Origin of the sequence: Mesorhizobium sp. LMG17149 (genome assembly GCF_024518695.1) — a bacterium.
Classification (GTDB): Bacteria; Pseudomonadota; Alphaproteobacteria; order Rhizobiales; family Rhizobiaceae; genus Mesorhizobium.
In genome coordinates this window covers 60,999-78,014 of the sequence record NZ_JANIFL010000006.1, presented here as the reverse complement: position 1 = coordinate 78,014, position 17,016 = coordinate 60,999, and the positions used below count along the sequence as shown (strand labels likewise).

Genomic DNA, 17,016 nt, shown 5'->3' with positions numbered 1-17,016 from the left:
GACCTCGCTTCTCGAGGCCACCTTCTCCCACAGGGGGAGAAGGGAAAACCGCACCCAGACACACTCCAGAAACAAGAAACAACATCCGGGAAAAGCTCGCGAAAACATCGCCTGTCATAACCACCCTCGCGGCGGTCAAGCGGGCTGCTGCACAACGCGAAGAAATGGTCCAAAACATGCAACGACGTTCGACCGGATGGATGGGTGCCCTGACAGGCATTTCGCTCGCCATGCTGGCGGTCGCACAGTCGGGGGCGGAAGCAGCGGTCACCCGGAGCGAATATTGCAGCCAGCTCGGTCTTCAACTCGACGGAGCCATCCAGACCAAAGCCAAACCCGGTGCCAGTGCAGGCGAGATCGCCGAGGCAACCGCGCTCCAGGACAAGGCGAACCGGTTTTGTGCCGAGCGCAAGCAGGCCCAAGGCATCAGGACCTACGCCAACGCCCTGAAACTCCTTGGAGTGACGCCGGTCGACTTGAACCAATAGTATCTGCCTTTGAACCATCAAGCACGCCAAGGCTGTTGATTGCCCCTCCTTCCTGACTTCCTCCACTCGCAAAAGCGAGGGCGGCTTTTTCTTGACTACGCAATGCCGGAGGAAATGCGCGACAGACACCTGTCAAATCTGCACAAAAACAGATGCTTATAACAATTCGGCGATTCAGATACTGAAGCACTTCATGCGACGCTGAGTGCCGATCGCAATCTGCCCAGGAATGGGGTGGCGGGCCGCATGCGCAACGCATACCCCTCGCCGTAGAAAGAGCCTGAGCGGCTTACTTCCTGCCTTGCGGATGGATCGTCTCGCCGCGCTTCAGCATTGCTACGAACGTCTCGATCTTCTTCTTGCGCCCGGCCTCGGTCTTCATGTTGTGGGTGCGGAAGGCGAGCGCGAAACGGTTCTGCGCGCTGAGTTTTTCAAGCATCGCCTTGGCGGCGGGTTCCGCGTCTATGGCTGCTTGCAGGTCGTCGGGGATTTTCATCTGCTTGCCGCTGCCATAGGCGCGCGCCCAGCGCCCGTCCGCCTTGGCCGCCTCGACCTGTTTGAGCCCATGCTCGGTCATGCGGCCCTCCTCGACCAGCCGCGCGACATTGTCGATGTTGATCAGGCTCCAGATGCTCTTCCGGCTGCGCGGCGTGTAGCGCTGCAGGAAACTCTTGTCGTCCAGCCCCTTGCGCACCGCGTCGATCCAGCCGAAGCACAGCACCACGTCGACGGCTTCCTTCGGCGTGATCGACTTCAGTCCCGACCCCACCTTGTGAACCTTGATCCACACTTCGGTTTCCGTGGCGTGGTGCTTGCCGAGCCACGCGTAGAAGCTGCCCGCATCCGGAAACTCGTGCACCTTGTCGGGATCGACCTTGACCGGCGCCATTAGCCGGCCTGTTTGTTCAGTGCCGCTCGCGCCACCATAGTTCCTGCTCCCACTGTCGTATTGCCCGCATTGCGCCCATCGTCATCGCCCGGCATGTGGCACAGATCGCTGTCAGTTTTCGTCAGTTGCGTCACCACAAGCTAAGGAAAGCATCCGCGCGACTTCGTCGGGGAGAAGAGAGGGCGCGCGATATTCCACCGCCATGCTATAGGACCGCAAGGTGTCAGTCTGGGGGAATATGCCACCATGAAATCTCTGCTGCTCGCTTTTCTATCTTTGCTGTTGCCGAGCCTCGCCCTTGCGGAGCCGATCGAAACCCGGAAAATCGTCACGGCTGTGACTGGCGACTTCAACGGCGATGGCGCCGTCGATCTTGCCATGGTGGTGGAGACCGAGCCCGGCCAGCCGATGGACGTCCACTTCTTCCTCAGGGACAAGGAGCATAATTACCTCAAGCCCGTCGAGATCGTGCACGAGCAGATCCACGGGGAATGGAACGGCTACGACCGGCCGGGCTACGAGAACTCCGACACCGAGCCGGAACTGACGATGCTGCCCAACGGTTCGATCAAATTCTACCTGCCTGCGATGCCGGTCGGCAGCGAACGGACCGACATGACGCTGACCATCGCCTGGCGCAACGGTGCCTTCATCGTTGCCGGCTTCGCCTATGACCATGATGACTATTTGAAGGAGAATGCCGAAAGCGCCTGCGAGTACAATGTGCTGACCGGCAAAGGCACCAGCAGCGAAAAGCAGCCGGACGGCAGCACCAAGCACAAGACCGTCTCCGTCGAAGGCCAGGCCATCGCTTTCAAGGACTGGAACCCGGGCGCTGCCTTCACCGCTTGCGGCAACTGATCGCCCTGCATCATCGGCGCTTCCGATAGCGCTATCGGTTTCTTCCGTTTTCACTTGCCGTACCGAACTGCCAATTCCCTGCCCTTCTCCATCCAAGCAAAGGCAGAGCGAATGAGCATTTCAAATCAGAAAATCCTGATCGTCGGCGGCGGCTCCGGCATGGGTCTGGCGCTGGCCCGACGCTGCAGTGAGGCTGGGCCAGTGTGATCACCGCCGGGCGCGGCGAGGATCGGCTGCAACGGGCGCGTGAGGCGCTGGGCAATCCCGACGAGGCCCTGGCCGCGATGGCCGAGCGGCTGCCCGTCGGGCGAATTGGCAACCCGATGACATCGCCGACGCCATCGACGCGTCTACTGCAGTTGCGGCTTTTTCAGAAAACTGCCGCGGTCGGCCGATTTGACGCGCAGCCAGGTTTCGCGGCCGTCGCGCAACACTCGCATCGGAATCTCGGCCCCCGCCGAGCCGCTTTCCCACAGTTTGCGATAGAAATCGGCCAGCCCGTCGACCGCGCCGTCCCGGATGTCGGAGATGATGTCGCCCTGGCGCAGGCCGGCCTTGGCCGCCGGGCCGCCCTCGGTCACGCTCATCACCACCACCCTGCCGTCGCTTTCGGCCGACAGGGCGCCGAGCCACGGGCGCGGCGGCTTGGCCACCTGGCCGCGTGTGAGGAGGTCGTCGAGAATGGGCGGCAAAAGATCGATCGGCACCACCATGTTGATATCGGCTACCTCGCCGTTGCGGCTCATCTGCAGGCGCAGCGAACCGATGCCGAGCAGCGAGCCGTCAGCGCCGAACAGCCCGGCACCGCCCCAGGAGGGGTGCGCCGGTGCAATGAAGATCGCCTCGTCGAGCAGATATTCCCAATAGCCGGCGAATTCCTGCTTGGTGACGATCCTGGCCTGCACCGACTGGCCGATGCCGTCGGCCAGCACGACGGCGTCGCCGATCCTGGCCTTGCCGGCATCGCCCAGCGCCACGGCCGGCAGGCCGAGCGGCGCCAGCGCCTGCACCAGGCCAAAGCCCGATTCCTGGTCATAGGCGAGCGCGTGCGCGGGGATGACGCGGCCGTCATGGCTGGTCAGCCAGACCTCTTCCGCTTCGGTGATGAGATAGCCGATGGTCAACACCAGCCCGTCATTGCGAATGACGACGCCGCTGCCTTCCCTGAGCGTGCCGAGCGCCCCGGCTGTAAAGGCATCTTCGGGGACAGTGGCCCGCACGGCAACGACCGAGCGCGGATTGGGATTGATGGTCATGCTTTTGTCCTGGGTGGGCTTTGGCGACATCTTCTATAGGTATGCCACGCCGGAGAAGGCGCAAGGGTAGGAAGTGCCCAATTGCCGATGTTGGCCCTGCGGGCATCGATAATAGTTCAACGCAAGTTGAACTTACACATCCGCAGCCCTAGTTTATGGCGACCTGCCATCCTTCCCCGACACGAGGCCACGAAATGACCGACTACACCCCGCCGAAAGTATGGACCTGGAACAAGCCGAGCGGCGGAGCCTTTGCCAGCATCAACCGGCCGATCGCCGGACCGACGCATGACAAGGAACTGCCCGTCGGCAAGCATCCGTTGCAGCTCTATTCGCTGGCGACGCCGAACGGCGTCAAGGTCACCGTCATGCTGGAAGAGCTTCTGGCGCGCGGCCACAAGGGCGCCGAATACGATGCCTGGCTGATCCGGATCAACGATGGCGACCAGTTCGGCAGCGGCTTCGTCGAGGTCAATCCCAACTCCAAGATCCCGGCCCTGATGGACCGCAGCGGCAAGACGCCGGTGCGCATCTTCGAATCCGGTTCGATCCTGGTCTATCTCGCCGAAAAGTTCGGCGAATTCCTGCCGACCGAACAGCCGGCCCGCGCCGAGGTGCTGTCCTGGCTGTTCTGGCAGATGGGCTCGGCGCCGTATCTGGGCGGCGGCTTCGGTCACTTTTATGCCTATGCGCCGGAAAAGTTCGAATATGCCATCGACCGCTTCTCGATGGAGGTGAAACGCCAGATGGATGTGCTCGACCGCCGGCTGGCAGAGACCGAATATCTCGGCGGCAAGGACTATTCCATCGCCGATATGGCGGTGTGGCCCTGGTATGGCGGGCTGGCGCTCGGTCGCATGTACAATGATTCCGCCGAGTTCCTGTCCGTGCAGGAATACACACATGTGCAACGCTGGGCCAAGGCGATCGACGCACGACCGGCGGTCAAGCGCGGCCGCATGGTCAACCGCGCTTTCGGCGAGCCTGCCATGCAATTGCATGAGCGCCACGACGCCAGCGATTTCGAGACCAAGACACAGGATAGACTGGCCGCCGAATAGGCCATAGCGGGTCGCGGCAAAGGAAACCCGCCACCGACGCGACGTCGGGGCGGGTTTTCCCCAAGGTTCAGTGCTGCGGGAACCCCCTTAGTGCAGCACTTCAACGATCTGGCGGGTCTCCGGATCGACGAGGACCGTCTGGTCATTGATCACGGCGACGCGATATTTGACGTCGGGCACCTCACGCAATTCGACAGTGTCCGGCACCGAGGAGCCGAGCTTGAGTTCGACCCCCAGAAGGTTCACCGAGGCAAGCGGTTCCCTCTTGATGTATTCGCGAACGACCGTCTCCTGCTCCGGCTGGACGACGACGACGCTCTCCGCCAGCGCCGCACCAATGCCGCCCATCAGGACGACTGCGGCCGCCGCGCTTGTAAGATAAAGTTTCATGACCGTCTCCTAGTGACAATTGAATTCCGCCCTCCATAAAAACTCCACCGCTGCCATGCGGTTCCATCGAACTTCAGAATTGAAGATGTTACGTTTTCGGCTCGGATATTAATTTGTTGCTGATCATACATGCGGCAGACAGCGCGGAAATGCTTGAAAACCTGCACAAATGTGTGCGGACATTAGAGGACGAAAAATTCCTGCTGTAGTCGGATTGGCGAAGCACCTGTCGTCGCCGCGTCAAATCAGCCTCGCGTCCCTCTATCTGGACGATGGGAGCACGAAAAAGGCTCGCCCCGCCGGGAGCAGAGCGAGCCATGGCAGTTCCGATGGAGGTGGCAACCTCACCGGTACCGCTAGAGAACGCGAAGCATCATCACTTGTTCCACCTGACGGCCTGAGCTCCATGCGAAGCTGGTCGCGCATGCGCCATGTTCCCACGATAACGCTGCGCCGAAATCTCCGGCAGGGATATGCTCGGACGCTGTCTCGGTGACCAAACACCGTGGTCGCGCTGGTGGCGAGGTTCCCCGAATTGCCCGGGCGCACACGCGCGAGTGATCCTGGCTACCCGGTCTTAAAGCCGGACACCGTCGCGACGCAATGGCGGGAAGGCGTCTACCGGATCCTCGCTCGGCGCGATATCGTGCGAGCCCCTGAAGATCAGCCTCACGATGAGCACGAAGTAGCCGACCTGCAGGACAAGCAGCGTCGCTATCGTCCAGGCAAATGCCTCCCAGAAAGAGCCGGTAACCATATAGGTCCAGACCGCGACGATGATGGCCGTGGCTGACATTCCTACGAGAAACTGTCCAAAATACATGGTTTCCCAAAACCGTCGAAACCGCGGCGGTTCCGATCAGTCCCTGCCTCATTCCCATTTCCCGCGGACAACATTTCATTATTTTAGCAACTTCGCAAGTAAGCAGCCCATCGCCACTGCGCCCTCCATTGCGCGGCGACTTGGCAAGCGTGGCGATCCGGGAACGGCGGCGGGTGCTGGCGGGGGCTGCCAGCTGTCAGCAATCCAGAAGCACGCCTGCAGTTCAAGCACGGGAACAAACACCGGCACCCCGAGTTTCGCCTCCAGTTTTCAAGGAAAGGAGTCCAGCATGGCACCGCGCAACAAACCAGGCGCCGATATCGAAGATGACGCACCGCAGGCGGACGGGCCGACCATCGAGCAGCAGGATTGGGATGCAATCAAGGGCGGCGAGATCCTGCCAGAGTCCGTGCCGGAAAACGGCGACATGCGTTACGGTATCGAAAAAGACGGCGATCTGCCCGACGAGGACGACGATAACGCGTACCAGGACAGCGACGACGCCCTTCCCGATGATGAGGAAGAAGCCGCGATCACGCGCGATCAGAACCGCGAGGGCCCATTCGACGAGACGTGAGCCATTCGTCGCCCGAGACATGACTGCCTGTTGTTGAATTTGCCAAAGCCACATTTTCCATGCCCGTTTCGCGGGAAGATGTGCTTGGCTGGCTAAGTTTTCCCCCCAGGCTTTATATCAGATTTACCTAAAATAGCGGAACATCCAAGGGACATTATCGGAACTGAACAAGGCCCCTTGGACTTTTGCGCGCAACAGATAAGACCTTGGTCCTACAGGAAAAAGCAAAAGCCCGACCTGACCGGTTGAAGCTCCGCCAAGGGAACATCGGGCCGCGCTTGTCGTTTGTCGCGAAGGTTCGGCACCCCTGGTGTGCCATATCCGGAGAACAGCGCGATGCCCCACCGATCCACCATCGTCAAGACAGGCCATGGTCCAGGCACGGCGATCGCCGTGCTCATGGTTGGATTGATGGCGGTGGGCATCGTCTTCCTTGTTCTCGGCAGTTCGCTCTACTTCAGCGAGCAGCCTGCGGATCAACGTGCCCTGCCTTCGCGGCCCGCTCGATCGACACACGATAGCAAAGCGGCAAACTGAACGAGCCCGAACCAATTGCCGAGCGATGGCGAGATTGCGGCCGCGCGGGTCCTCCAGGCTTCGTCCAGTGGAGCGGACGGCTTCGGGCGATGTATTGTCCACCGGAGGCTTTTGGCGCCGCTTGCATTAATATTAGACGTATAGAATATAAGGATGGCCGGCGACCGCCAGAAGTCGGCTGGCCCGGCGTGCCTCCCTTTGCACCTGGCTGCCGGGCCATTTCTCGCCAACGGATGGCATGCGTCGGTGCACCGTCATCTTGACGTCTTCGCTTCTGTCTGGCGCGGATTCACCTTCGCGCCGCCTCGCCATGTGGAGCTCCAGCCTCGGCAAACGGCATTCTGCTCGGCAACCGCCGGAAAAATGCGGACGCCGAGCCGATCGCGCTGGTCAAGCCGCTAAGACGTGCTGGCTAGCTGCTAAAACCGAAGGATGACCGAGGGCCCGCGTCTGCGATAGCACCGGACGCGACGGCGACCATGCCGCCAATAACTACGGCAGACCCGTCTCCATCGCCGCCCGTGCCGGCGCCGGCGCCAGCCCCGATCCCGGTCCCGATCCCAGTCCCGATCCCAGCGTCGATGGTCGACCGGCTGCACCTCCGCATGTGTACCGTCGTCGAAGGCCTCTGTTTGTGACGCCTCTATTTCATCGAGAATGCCGTTTCCGGCGCCTGGAACACCGGCCACTGCTTCGATCGGGCGAATTGCCCCTGCAAGGGCTGCTGCCCCGGCAATGCCAAATATTGCTGTCAAGAAGGATCGCCGATCCATAGTAAACCTCCCAACGTTGCATAAGCTGAACGAAGCGCTCGCTTGCCGAATGAGCAGGCCCGCGCGTGGGTGAAGATAGAGGATTCGCCAGCCGCCGAAGCGGCTTGCGAATCCTATCAGCGCAGGAAGGGACGTTGCTGCGCCGATCGACGACATGTCAGCCAAGGACTATTCCCATCACCAGAAAGGTGACGGCCGTCGCGAAAATCGGTGCGAGCAACCAGCGCGCTTGGCCAACACTTTTGTCCATCTGTTTCTCCGAATCCGGGAGACAAACAGTCGTGAACAGAGAGCCGTTCCCGTCGGTAAGACCAATGCGCTCGCGGACCGGACTTAAGTCGCACTTCTCATCCGACCGAAGCCCCAGCGGAGGAACATTTTCATTTGGCTCAAGTTCAGTTGCTCGTCAGCGTTGGACGATCTTGTCATGCTGACTCGCAAGGAGAAACAGTATGAAAATGCACCTAACGGGCGCCGCTGCGGCGCTATTGCTGTTGGCCGGAGTCGGCGCCGTTGCCGCTCAGGACGTTGTCATTCAGCCTGAACAGGACACGGTCATCCGCGAGTATGTGAAGAAGCAGCCCCTCGCTTCGGTCAAGGTTCCCGGTGTGGAACTGAATATTGGTAGCGCGTTGCCGGAAACGGTCGAGCTTCATGAGATCCCCGATGTCCAATACCGCTACGTGGTCGTCGACAACCGCACGGTCCTGGTGGATCCGGGCACCCGCAAGATCATCAAGGTCTACGACTGAATTTCGAACGGTCCCAAACCCGCCGCCAGCCACGGCGGCGGGTCGCACATGTCAGGTTCCAATCAGGACGAGTGAAGATGACAAGCAAAGCTGTGAGATCCCCTGCTTTGGGCGTTCGCCTGGCCGATCTCCAAGCCAGAATGCGCAATGCGCGGGTGACGGATGCCGAAATGAAAACCTTTCAAAAGGTCGCGGCCATCATGGAAGATCGTCATGGCCGGATCGATGCCGACGACCTGATTGCGGCGTCGTTCCTCGCCGATCCGGTGCAGGAGCGACGGACGCCTTGAGGGGCATGCCGACAACCAGCAGACTTTTTGATTCCCCGTACCGGGACAGCGCGCCGAAAGTCTCAGCCGAATCCGCACTTTTGCTCCGGCCTATTCCGCTTTCGCGGAAGTTTCGAGCGACCTGCGATGTGCAATGTTGCTAATGCGGCGGTACGAGCCGCCCTGGTTGACGCGGGCGCCCGAGCCATCCCAACAATGCGCCCCCCCGTCCGCGTCGACCACGGCAGCCGCCTGGCGCTGTCTTCCCTCGCGAACTCCTCAAGCCGGCCTGCCTGATAATGCCGCCTGCGGCGACGGTCGGGCTTCAGCCGCCGACAAGCGCCTTTGTGGTCACCAGATTGACGCCGGCCTCCGCGAATTCGCCATTGTGCCTGGTGATGACCTGTTCGGCACTCTCGCTGGCATTGTCCAGCGTGCTGTGCGCATCGGACACCACGATCACGCCGAGCCCTCTGGCGATCGCGCCCTTGACCGTCGCGGCCACGCAAAAATCGGTCTGTGCGCCCAAGAGCACGACAGCACCCGCACCTTGCCCGGCCACCCAGTCGCCGAAGGCGGGATTGCTGAATGCATCGCGCACCGATTTGGCAAAGGTCGGCTCGTCCGCCGCCTGGCCGAGCGCGGGCCAAACCGGCCAGCCCGGCTCATCCGGTGCCAACGGATCGCCATCAGGTCCGTCATGCCTGATAAAAGCGACCTTGCGCCCGCCGCGCCGCGCCCAATCGATCACCGCCTTGGTGCGCTCGACAATGCCTGGCGCATCATGGATCGGCGGCTCGTGCACGCCGTCGAACATGCCGGTCTGGAGATCGATGACAATGAGCGGCGCATTGTCCGCGAGGCTGGGTTCTGACATGGGTTTTACATAGCACGGCGGACAAGGTGATCAAGATTTCGCTCATTCCGGCGCGCCGGCAAACAGCACGACGCCCTCGCCGCCGGTGGCCGGCCAATCCCTGATGGCGCGGTCGTTGCCGCCGGTCAGCACCGTGCCATCGGCGGTGAAGGCCACCGCGTAGATCGGGCCAGTCCGGCTATCGAACATCGCGATTTGGTTGCCGGTGTCCATGTCCCACAGCCGCGCCGTGCCGTCGAGCGAGCCGGAGACCAGGCGCTGGCCGTCGGCCGACAGCGCCAATGCGTAGACAGTGCCTTCGTGGCCTTCAAAGCGGCGCGCTTCGCGGCCGCTGTCCAGATCCCAGAGCTTGATCGTGTAATCGCCACTGCCGGTGACCAGATGATGCCCGTCGGCGGTGAACGCGGCGCCATATGTGCCTCGCTCATGCCCGTGCCAACTTCGTAATTGCTTGCCGCTTTCAATGTCCCAAAGTTTCAGTGTGCCGTCTATGCTGCCGCTGAGGGCTTGCCTGCCATCGGGCGAGACGGCGACGGCGCTGACCGACCAGCCGTTCCCGCTCATGGCGTGCAGCACAGCGCCCTTCTTGAGATCCCAGACGATGACATTGCCCGTGTCGTGCCCGCTGATGGCATGTATGCCGTCCGGGCTGATCGCCAGCTTTCTGACGCCGCCATTGCCGCCCGAGGAGAAGACATGCAGCACCGCGCCGTCGGAAAGTTTGCGCTGCACGATCTCGCCGTCGTCGCCGGCCGTCAGCGCGCTGACGCCGTCGGGCATGAACAGCGCCGTGCGGGCCATATCCTTGTGCACGCCGAGAGTGCGGATCAGCTGCTTGGCGGCGATGTCCCACAGCTTGATCGTGTGATCGGTGCTGGCGCTCATGATCGAGTGCCCGTCGGGCGCCACCGCCAGCCAGACGACCGAGTCGCGGTGGCCCTCGGGCTGCGTCGGTAGCGGCGGCGGAGCCGGCGGCAATGGCGCCACGATGGGCGGCGAAATGACCGCGACCTCCGGCGGCGCCGGAGGCGCGGGCGCGGTCGGCGGCACTAGCGTTGGCGGGGTCGGTTGCACCAGCGCCGGCGGCGTCAGTGGGACCGGTGCCGCAGGCGGATTGGCGGCCTCCGGCGGCGAAGCAGCTTCTGCTGGTGCAGGCGGTGGGGCTGCCGGCTCTGAGGCCGGCGGCGCGCTGGCGACATCCTGCCCCTTGGGTTCGTTGGCCTTCGGCTCGCCAGGATTGGGTTCGTCGGCCTTCGGTTCGACGGGCTCGCTGGCTATGTCGCCGCCCTCATGCCAAGGGCCGAACCGGTCGGCGGCCAGTGCGGCGACCACGACCAATGGCAGGACGAGAAAGACTCTGCGCAGGCCGGGCCTGCCAGCGTCCTGCATCTCCGCCGCGCGACCAAACAGCGGCGCGCCCGCTGCTTGGCCCGACCGGTCCGGCAAGAGGCCGGCCCAAAACAGCCCTGCACCAAGCAGGCAGGCGAACGCCGCCACCAGGAACCCCGCCAGCCGTAACGAGGCTGGATCCATCGGCGGGCCTGAAAAGCCGCGCCAGAGGAAAGCCTCGCCGATTGCCGGCCAATAGATCCGCGCCAGGCAGCCTACGGCGACAACGACCAGGGCAAGCGCGAGCAATCTGTCGGCACCCTTGTTCATTGAAATCCCTCGGGCGTTGTTGCGGCCCTCACCATGTGACGGTTGCCCCGCATGTCGACGTCGAGACTATCAGCCGCAAGCTCGTGTCGCCAAGAGCCCGTGTGGACGCCCGGCTTGGTTGACACATCTTGCGTATCTGCCATTCTCGCGTAGGGATGAGGAGAGATTACCATGAAGAAGACTTACGCGAAGCCGGCTCTCGTCAAGAAGGGCAAGCTTTCAGCCGTCACGGCAAACGGCTCGACCAGCGCCACGATATAATCTGGCACACTCTTGGCCGAAACGTGCCTGGCGCTGGAGCAATTCCAGAAAAAGCATCGAAGGCCTTCGATCCGGGATGGCGTAAACAAGAATTGGAGGGCGGGCGCCTTGCCGCTCCTCCTTGGATTTATTGCAGTTTTACCGATTTCAGCCGCATGGTTGACAGATGGCCGCAGTCTGGCATCATCGGATCGGGATTTTAGGAGAGTCTGATATGAAAAAGATCTATGTGAAGCCATCGTTCTTGAAAAAAGGCCGGTTGTCGGCGGTCACTGCGGCCAACGGCGCCTCGATTATTATTGTGCCGGGCTGACCGTCAACATAACCTGATTGAAGCGGGGCGAAATTTCGCTCCGCTTTGGCATGCCTAAATCTCAGCGCGTTAAGACCAGATCGTCCACGACCATTTGCCAATAGTGCTTTGTCGACAGGCGAACACGCGTTACAGCTTTGAGCATTGGGGCGTAGTGCAGCGGCGTCAGCGCCGACAGCGTGACCTCGTCGCTTGCAATCAGCTGCTCGCCAAGCCAGCTTTCGATCAGCGCCACCTCCCCTTCTGACGCCAGCCAGGCGGCGCTCAGCATGACCGAGTGAAAGCCGAACGGCCGTTCGCAGCTGAATTCGGCCGGCAGCCCGCTGCTGGTGTAGAGCACATGGTCGCCGGAAACATTGCCATTGACATAGCCCTGGCTATCCTTGGTGAAGTCGCGGGCCATCGCATTCAGGTTGCGCCACGCCAATCCGGCATGGCCAGCCGGAATTTTCCTGAGGCTGCGCGACGTCACATCGTCGAAATCGATCGTTTCGAGGGCGGCATCAGTGTCGATGCCGGCGCGTTGCGGCGACAGCAGGCCGAGATCCGCCGAGTAGGGCGACAGCGTCAGCCGCCGCTCCAAGCCGCCGCCGCTGACGCTGACCGTGTCGGCTTCTTCAGCCAGGTCGAAGCTGAAGACGGCACCCGGGGCCAGTGCCCGCGTCTCCAGGACGTGCCCGTTCCCCGACATGGAGAGGGTCGCTGATCCATCGCCGGCAACGCGCCCGCTGACGCGGCGCGGCGGTGCCAGACCGACCGGCAGCAGCATCTCCTGCGATACCATCCCGGCCGGCGAACCCGGCAGCGGCATGAAGCGTCGGGACTGAATGTCATTTTCGCTTTTCGCCTGCCAGCCGGGCGGCACCGAAACCACAAAGCGCCAGTTGCCCGGCTTGCGGATCACGGCCTTTCTGCTTTTCACCGACATGGGAAAATTGGCAAAGCCGGCATTGTTGGTGCGCGCGGATGCGGCGAGCTTGCCCGCTTCGTCATACAGCCGCACCATGATCCCGGCCATCGGCCGGTCTCCGGCGCCGTATTTGCCGTCGCGATCGACATCGAAATAGACGAAGGATGAGTAATTGAGCATACCCCCGCGGGCATTCCAATCGGTTCGGACGGCATAGTCGGCAGCCGGATTGGTCTGCCGCCGTCCCTTGCGGCGGCTGCGCTTCCGCCACAGCAGCCAGGACATGACAGCAGCCGCAAGCACCACAATGGAGGCGGCCAATATCGAGACAGCGCCCAAGTCAGGCATGGAGCCTCGATTCACAAATCTCGTGGGGGGTTGCGTTCACGGGCGATCCGGCTGGGTTGGAGTACTTTGCCGACAGGTTATTGCATGTCGGCCAAAAGCGAACCCGGATTGGGACAGCAACATGCATCGAGACAAAAGACTTTAAGCGCGTTGCAGGGAGCCGTTCAAGCGCGACGCAATGAAAGCAGTCGCCTACTTCAATTCCACCCACACCGGCGCATGGTCGCTGGCGCCGTCCTCGCCGCGCACGTCGCGGTCGATGCCGGCGGAGGTCAGGCGGCGTGCCAGTTTCTTCGACAGCAGGATGTGATCGAGCCGGAGGCCGGCATCGCGCGGCCAGCGGTTGCGGCGATAGTCCCAGAATGTGTAAAGCGTTTCCTTCGGATGCTTCTTGCGCAGGGCATCAAGCCAACCCTGGTCGAGCAGGCGCTGGAACGACGCCCGGCTTTCCGGCTGCACCAGCGCGTTGTCGTCATAGGAGCGGGTGGCGTAGATATCGCGCGGCTCGGGCACGATGTTGTAGTCGCCGGCCAGCACCACCGGCAGGCCGGTGTCGAGCAACTGTTCGGCATGCACCTCCAGCCGCGCGTGCCAGGCGAGCTTGTAGGCGAATTTCGGGCCGGGCTGAGGATTGCCGTTCGGCGCATAGAGACAAGCGACGATGATGCCGTTCACCGCCGCCTCGATATAGCGGCTCTGCCTGTCGGCATCATCGCCGGGCAAGGCATCGCGGGTCAGCACTGGCTCGGCGCCCCGTGCCAGGATGGCAACACCGTTCCACGTCGGCTCGCCCTTCCACACCGCGCCATAGCCGGCCGCCGCCAATGCCGAGCGTGGAAACTGCATGTCGCGCGCCTTCAGCTCCTGCAGGCAGGCGACATCGGGCTTTGCCACAGCCAGCCATCCCAGCAGGTTTTCAAGCCGGCTGTTGATGTTGTTGATGTTGAAGGAGGCGATCTTCATCGCTTCAGGAAGCGATCCGACCCGACCACGCCTTGACCGTCTCGGCCAGCATCTTCAGATGGTCGGCCGCCGAAAATCCCGAGATGTTCTTGCGTGGCTTGAGATCATGGTCGCCATCCTCCAGCCAGATCACCTCGATGCGATCGGAAAGGTCATAAGTCGCAACCTCGTCCCTGGTGCCGAACTCGTCGCGCGTGCCCTGGAAGATCAGCGTCGGCGTCTTCAGATCGGCAAGGTGTTTGGTGCGCAATTGCTCGGGCTTGGCCGGCGGATGGAAGGGATAGCCGAGGCAGACCAGCCCTGAAATCTCGCCCTTGGCAAACATCTCGTCGGCGACCATGGAGGCGACGCGCCCGCCCATCGACTTGCCGCCGATGATCAGCGGTCCCGTCACGCCCTTTGCCCTGAGGTCGGCTGTCGCCTTGATATATTCCGGGTTGACCGTCTCGGCCCGCGGCGGCGGTTTGCGGTGGCCGTAGCGGCGGGCAGCCATGTAGTGGAATTCAAAGCGCGCGACCTGTAAGCCGGCCGCGGCCAGCGCCTTGGCGGTGGCGGTCATCGAAGGCGAATCCATCGACGCGCCCGCACCATGGGCAAGCAGGATGGTGGTGGGCGCGGTGTCGGGACCGTCGAAGAGGAAGTGGGTCATGCTGTGATGTCCGGCGCGACGGCGACGCTGCTGATCTCCCCCCTCGTGGGGGAGATGCCCGGCAGGGCAGAGGGGGGCGTGAAGGAATGCCAGCCTTCGGTCATGCTTGCGTGCGGGAACACGCGCCAAAATTGGCCGATCTGTTGGCGGGACAGCGCCCCCCTCTGTCCTGCCGGACATCTCCCCCGCAAGGGGGGAGATTGGCTGTCATCGCGGCCTTCGCCAATCATGCTCACCCCGCCGTCCGCGCCAGCTGCAGATCCACGAACTGCACGCCCTTGGCTGCAACCCGCGCCCATTTCGAATCTGCGTCGAGTTCGAGATAGCGCACCCACAGCCGCCGCGCCTCCGGCAGATTGCCGGCGTCGAATTCCAGTCGGGCGAGGTTGAACACCGGATCGGCATAGGTCTTGTCGAGCGTGATCGCATTCTGCAGGTGCCTTCGCGCCGAGGCTTCGCGACCTTGCTCGCTCATCAGTCCGGCCAGGTTGAACCACGCCTCGACGAAGGCCGGGTCGAGTTTTATCGCATTGATATAGTCATGCGCGGCGTCCACCGCGTGGCCGCCGGCGCGCAGGCAGTTGGCGCGGTTGAAGGCGGCAATCGCATCGCTCGGATCGATGGCCAGGCAACGCTGGTAGAGCGCGGCGGCCCCATCATGGTCGCCCTGCTCCTCCGCCGCTTCCGCCTCGGCGAACAGCTCCTCCAGCGTGTCGTCACCCTGTGGCCCGGCTGTTCCGAGATCGAACAGCAACTGCCCATCGAGTTCGCTCTGGCCGCCTTCGAGATAGATCGCGTCGGCGCGCCCATGCTGCGAGCCGACATTGAGCGACTTGGCGGTCAGCGACGCCACCGGGCCGGAGCGGTGGACGGAGCGCGCGATCGCCGCCCATGTCGCGCCGCCGGCGATGAGCCCGGCATATTTGCGCGCCAGGATCAGGTCGCGGAAGGAATAAGGTTCTGTGTCATGCTCGAACGCATCGAACAGCGACAAAAAATCGAGGTCGGAGCCTGATAGCCGCGACTGATCGATCAGCGATTGCCGCGACAGCGAAGACGCCTCCGGTGTCTTCATCAGTCCGAGAAGGCGCAGGAATCCGTTCTCGCTGATCAGCGTTCGACCGGCCGCGCGCTCGGCGGCGACACTGCGCTCGATCCCGGCATCGCCGTTTTTGACGAGGCCTGCCCTGGCGAGAAGTGTCCGGCCGAAGACGACATGCGTGGTGCGCCTGGTGATACCGCGCCGCAGCTGGCCGTGCCGGCGTTCCACTTCCCGCGCAGCCAGCCTGAGCGGAAAAGCCGCCAGCGCGCCTATCGTGCCGAAAACAGCGCCGGTCGGTGCCGTCATTTCTTGCTCTTGCCGACCGCCTTCAGCAGATTGGCCTTCAACGGATTTTCAGCAGCACCACCCGCTGCCGCCTTCTTCGCGGCGGGCTTGGCAACCTCGTCGGCCTTGCTTTTCGATTTGGCCGGCGGCTTCGATTGCGACAGGCTGGCCTTCAGCGCATCCATCAGGTTGATGACATTGCCGCGCTCGGGTGCCGCCGCGATGATCGGCTTGTGGCCTTTCAGCTTCTCGCGGATCATCGTCATGAGTGCCGCCTCGTAGCGGTCCTCATAATTCTTCGGATCGAAGGTGGTTTCCTTCTGCTTGATCAGCGCTTCGGCGAGCTGCAGCATTTCGGGGTCGGGCTTGCCAGCCGGGATGTTGCCGAAATATTCAGCCGTCCCGCGCACTTCGTTCGGGTTCCTCAAGGTGCACACGAACATGCCGTTCTCGCGCGCGCCGATCGTCACCACGCGCTCGCGGCTGGACAGCACCAGGCGGGCGATCGCCAGCTTGCCGGATTTGCGCATCGCTTCGCGCAGCACGGCAAAGGTCTCTTCCGCCATCGCACCGTCGGGCGCCATGTAGTAGGGCGCGTCCTGATAGATGACATCGACCTCGTCCTCGTCGACGAAGGCCTCGATGTTCATCGTGTGATTGGATTCGATGCGCACCGCATCGAGATCGGCATCATCGATGATGATGTACTGCTTGTCCTCGTATTCGTAGCCCTTGACCAGATCAGCACGCTCGACGAGCCCCAATTCGGGGTCGACCGGTTTCATGTTGATGCGGTTATGGGTCTTCTTGTGCAGCTGGTTGAAGCTGATGCGCTCGCTGGCGCTGGTGGCGGGATATAGCCGCACCGGACAGCTCACGAGGCTGAGTTTGAGGTAACCTTTCCAACTTGCCCTGGGCGCCATGAAACACTCCTACGCGGCCATGCACTGACATTTGCTGCAGCGCTTTTCGTCCGAAGGACGATTGGCGCCGAGGAAATCCTACACCGACCCCACACGATACAGGCAAATCC

General features: G+C 62.4%; 20 protein-coding genes. 9 read left to right on the top strand and 11 right to left on the bottom strand.

The features are described from left to right. Nucleotides 1-176 precede the first annotated feature (176 nt). Nucleotides 177-488: a hypothetical protein gene (locus NP945_RS15220; RefSeq protein ID WP_256746802.1), complete on the top strand. Its 312-nt coding sequence runs from the start codon at nt 177-179 to the stop codon at nt 486-488. Nucleotides 489-777: 289 nt separating this feature from the next. On the opposite strand, the gene NP945_RS15215 is transcribed toward NP945_RS15220, so the two are convergent. Continuing rightward, nucleotides 778-1,377, bottom strand: a complete 600-nt coding sequence (locus tag NP945_RS15215; protein WP_256746801.1) for a YdeI family protein — start codon at nt 1,375-1,377, stop codon at nt 778-780. Between the two features lie 246 nt (nt 1,378-1,623). Between NP945_RS15215 and NP945_RS15210 the strand changes: the two genes are divergently transcribed. After that, the gene (locus NP945_RS15210) at nt 1,624-2,238 is read left to right on the top strand and encodes a hypothetical protein (protein WP_256746800.1); all 615 of its coding nucleotides are present in this window, start codon (nt 1,624-1,626) and stop codon (nt 2,236-2,238) included. 350 nt (nt 2,239-2,588) lie between these two features. Here the strand turns inward: NP945_RS15210 and NP945_RS15205 are convergent, their stop codons facing one another. Continuing rightward, nucleotides 2,589-3,494 carry a S1C family serine protease gene (locus NP945_RS15205; RefSeq protein ID WP_013530631.1) on the bottom strand — a complete coding sequence of 302 codons (906 nt, stop codon included), beginning with the start codon at nt 3,492-3,494 and terminating at the stop codon, nt 2,589-2,591. Between the two features lie 194 nt (nt 3,495-3,688). Here NP945_RS15205 and yghU point away from each other — a divergent pair, with 194 nt between their 5' ends. Then, nucleotides 3,689-4,555 (top strand): glutathione-dependent disulfide-bond oxidoreductase, encoded by an 867-nt coding sequence (gene yghU, locus NP945_RS15200; RefSeq protein WP_128309775.1) that lies wholly within the window; start codon nt 3,689-3,691, stop codon nt 4,553-4,555. 87 nt (nt 4,556-4,642) lie between these two features. On the opposite strand, the gene NP945_RS15195 is transcribed toward yghU, so the two are convergent. Together NP945_RS15195 and NP945_RS15190 are read right to left on the bottom strand one after the other, a co-directional pair. After that, entirely contained in the window at nt 4,643-4,945 is a 303-nt protein-coding gene (locus NP945_RS15195; protein ID WP_027035237.1) for a DUF1236 domain-containing protein, read from the bottom strand. 577 nt (nt 4,946-5,522) lie between these two features. Next, nucleotides 5,523-5,741: an exopolysaccharide production repressor protein gene (locus tag NP945_RS15190; protein ID WP_236382731.1), complete on the bottom strand. Its 219-nt coding sequence runs from the start codon at nt 5,739-5,741 to the stop codon at nt 5,523-5,525. 316 nt (nt 5,742-6,057) lie between these two features. Between NP945_RS15190 and NP945_RS15185 the strand changes: the two genes are divergently transcribed. From NP945_RS15185 to NP945_RS15170, 4 genes are all read left to right on the top strand, one after another. Beyond that, on the top strand, nt 6,058-6,345 hold the full coding sequence (locus NP945_RS15185) for a hypothetical protein (RefSeq protein WP_256746799.1): 288 nt from the start codon (nt 6,058-6,060) through the stop codon (nt 6,343-6,345). A 336-nt stretch (nt 6,346-6,681) separates the two neighbouring features. Next, nucleotides 6,682-6,882 (top strand): hypothetical protein, encoded by a 201-nt coding sequence (locus NP945_RS15180; RefSeq protein WP_256746798.1) that lies wholly within the window; start codon nt 6,682-6,684, stop codon nt 6,880-6,882. 1,225 nt (nt 6,883-8,107) lie between these two features. Further along, nucleotides 8,108-8,407 (top strand): DUF1236 domain-containing protein, encoded by a 300-nt coding sequence (locus tag NP945_RS15175; protein WP_127326587.1) that lies wholly within the window; start codon nt 8,108-8,110, stop codon nt 8,405-8,407. Nucleotides 8,408-8,484: 77 nt separating this feature from the next. Then, nucleotides 8,485-8,697 (top strand): hypothetical protein, encoded by a 213-nt coding sequence (locus NP945_RS15170; RefSeq protein WP_127268529.1) that lies wholly within the window; start codon nt 8,485-8,487, stop codon nt 8,695-8,697. 304 nt (nt 8,698-9,001) lie between these two features. Here NP945_RS15170 and NP945_RS15165 read toward each other — a convergent pair whose 3' ends face one another. Together NP945_RS15165 and NP945_RS15160 are read right to left on the bottom strand one after the other, a co-directional pair. Beyond that, nucleotides 9,002-9,553, bottom strand: a complete 552-nt coding sequence (locus NP945_RS15165; protein ID WP_256746797.1) for an isochorismatase family protein — start codon at nt 9,551-9,553, stop codon at nt 9,002-9,004. A gap of 42 nt (nt 9,554-9,595) precedes the next feature. Further along, on the bottom strand, nt 9,596-11,212 hold the full coding sequence (locus tag NP945_RS15160; RefSeq protein ID WP_256746796.1) for a WD40 repeat domain-containing protein: 1,617 nt from the start codon (nt 11,210-11,212) through the stop codon (nt 9,596-9,598). A gap of 171 nt (nt 11,213-11,383) precedes the next feature. Between NP945_RS15160 and NP945_RS15155 the strand changes: the two genes are divergently transcribed. Continuing rightward, the gene (locus NP945_RS15155; RefSeq protein ID WP_127271493.1) at nt 11,384-11,473 is read left to right on the top strand and encodes a putative RiPP precursor; all 90 of its coding nucleotides are present in this window, start codon (nt 11,384-11,386) and stop codon (nt 11,471-11,473) included. 214 nt (nt 11,474-11,687) lie between these two features. Then, complete coding sequence (locus NP945_RS15150) at nt 11,688-11,786, top strand: putative RiPP precursor (protein WP_127326585.1); 99 nt, start codon at nt 11,688-11,690, stop codon at nt 11,784-11,786. A 61-nt stretch (nt 11,787-11,847) separates the two neighbouring features. Here NP945_RS15150 and NP945_RS15145 read toward each other — a convergent pair whose 3' ends face one another. From NP945_RS15145 to NP945_RS15125, 5 genes are all read right to left on the bottom strand, one after another. After that, nucleotides 11,848-13,044, bottom strand: a complete 1,197-nt coding sequence (locus NP945_RS15145; RefSeq protein ID WP_256746795.1) for a hypothetical protein — start codon at nt 13,042-13,044, stop codon at nt 11,848-11,850. 192 nt (nt 13,045-13,236) lie between these two features. Then, nucleotides 13,237-14,007, bottom strand: a complete 771-nt coding sequence (locus NP945_RS15140) for an exodeoxyribonuclease III (RefSeq protein ID WP_128290287.1) — start codon at nt 14,005-14,007, stop codon at nt 13,237-13,239. Nucleotides 14,008-14,011: 4 nt separating this feature from the next. Beyond that, a complete protein-coding gene (locus tag NP945_RS15135; RefSeq protein ID WP_256746794.1) occupies nt 14,012-14,656 on the bottom strand; it encodes an alpha/beta fold hydrolase in 645 nt (214 codons plus the stop codon). 232 nt (nt 14,657-14,888) lie between these two features. Beyond that, nucleotides 14,889-16,004 carry a tetratricopeptide repeat protein gene (locus tag NP945_RS15130; RefSeq protein WP_256746793.1) on the bottom strand — a complete coding sequence of 372 codons (1,116 nt, stop codon included), beginning with the start codon at nt 16,002-16,004 and terminating at the stop codon, nt 14,889-14,891. Next, nucleotides 16,001-16,906 (bottom strand): Ku protein, encoded by a 906-nt coding sequence (locus NP945_RS15125; RefSeq protein ID WP_024501732.1) that lies wholly within the window; start codon nt 16,904-16,906, stop codon nt 16,001-16,003. Before NP945_RS15125 ends, NP945_RS15130 begins: the two co-directional genes overlap by 4 nt. Between the last annotated feature and the right edge of the window lie 110 nt (nt 16,907-17,016).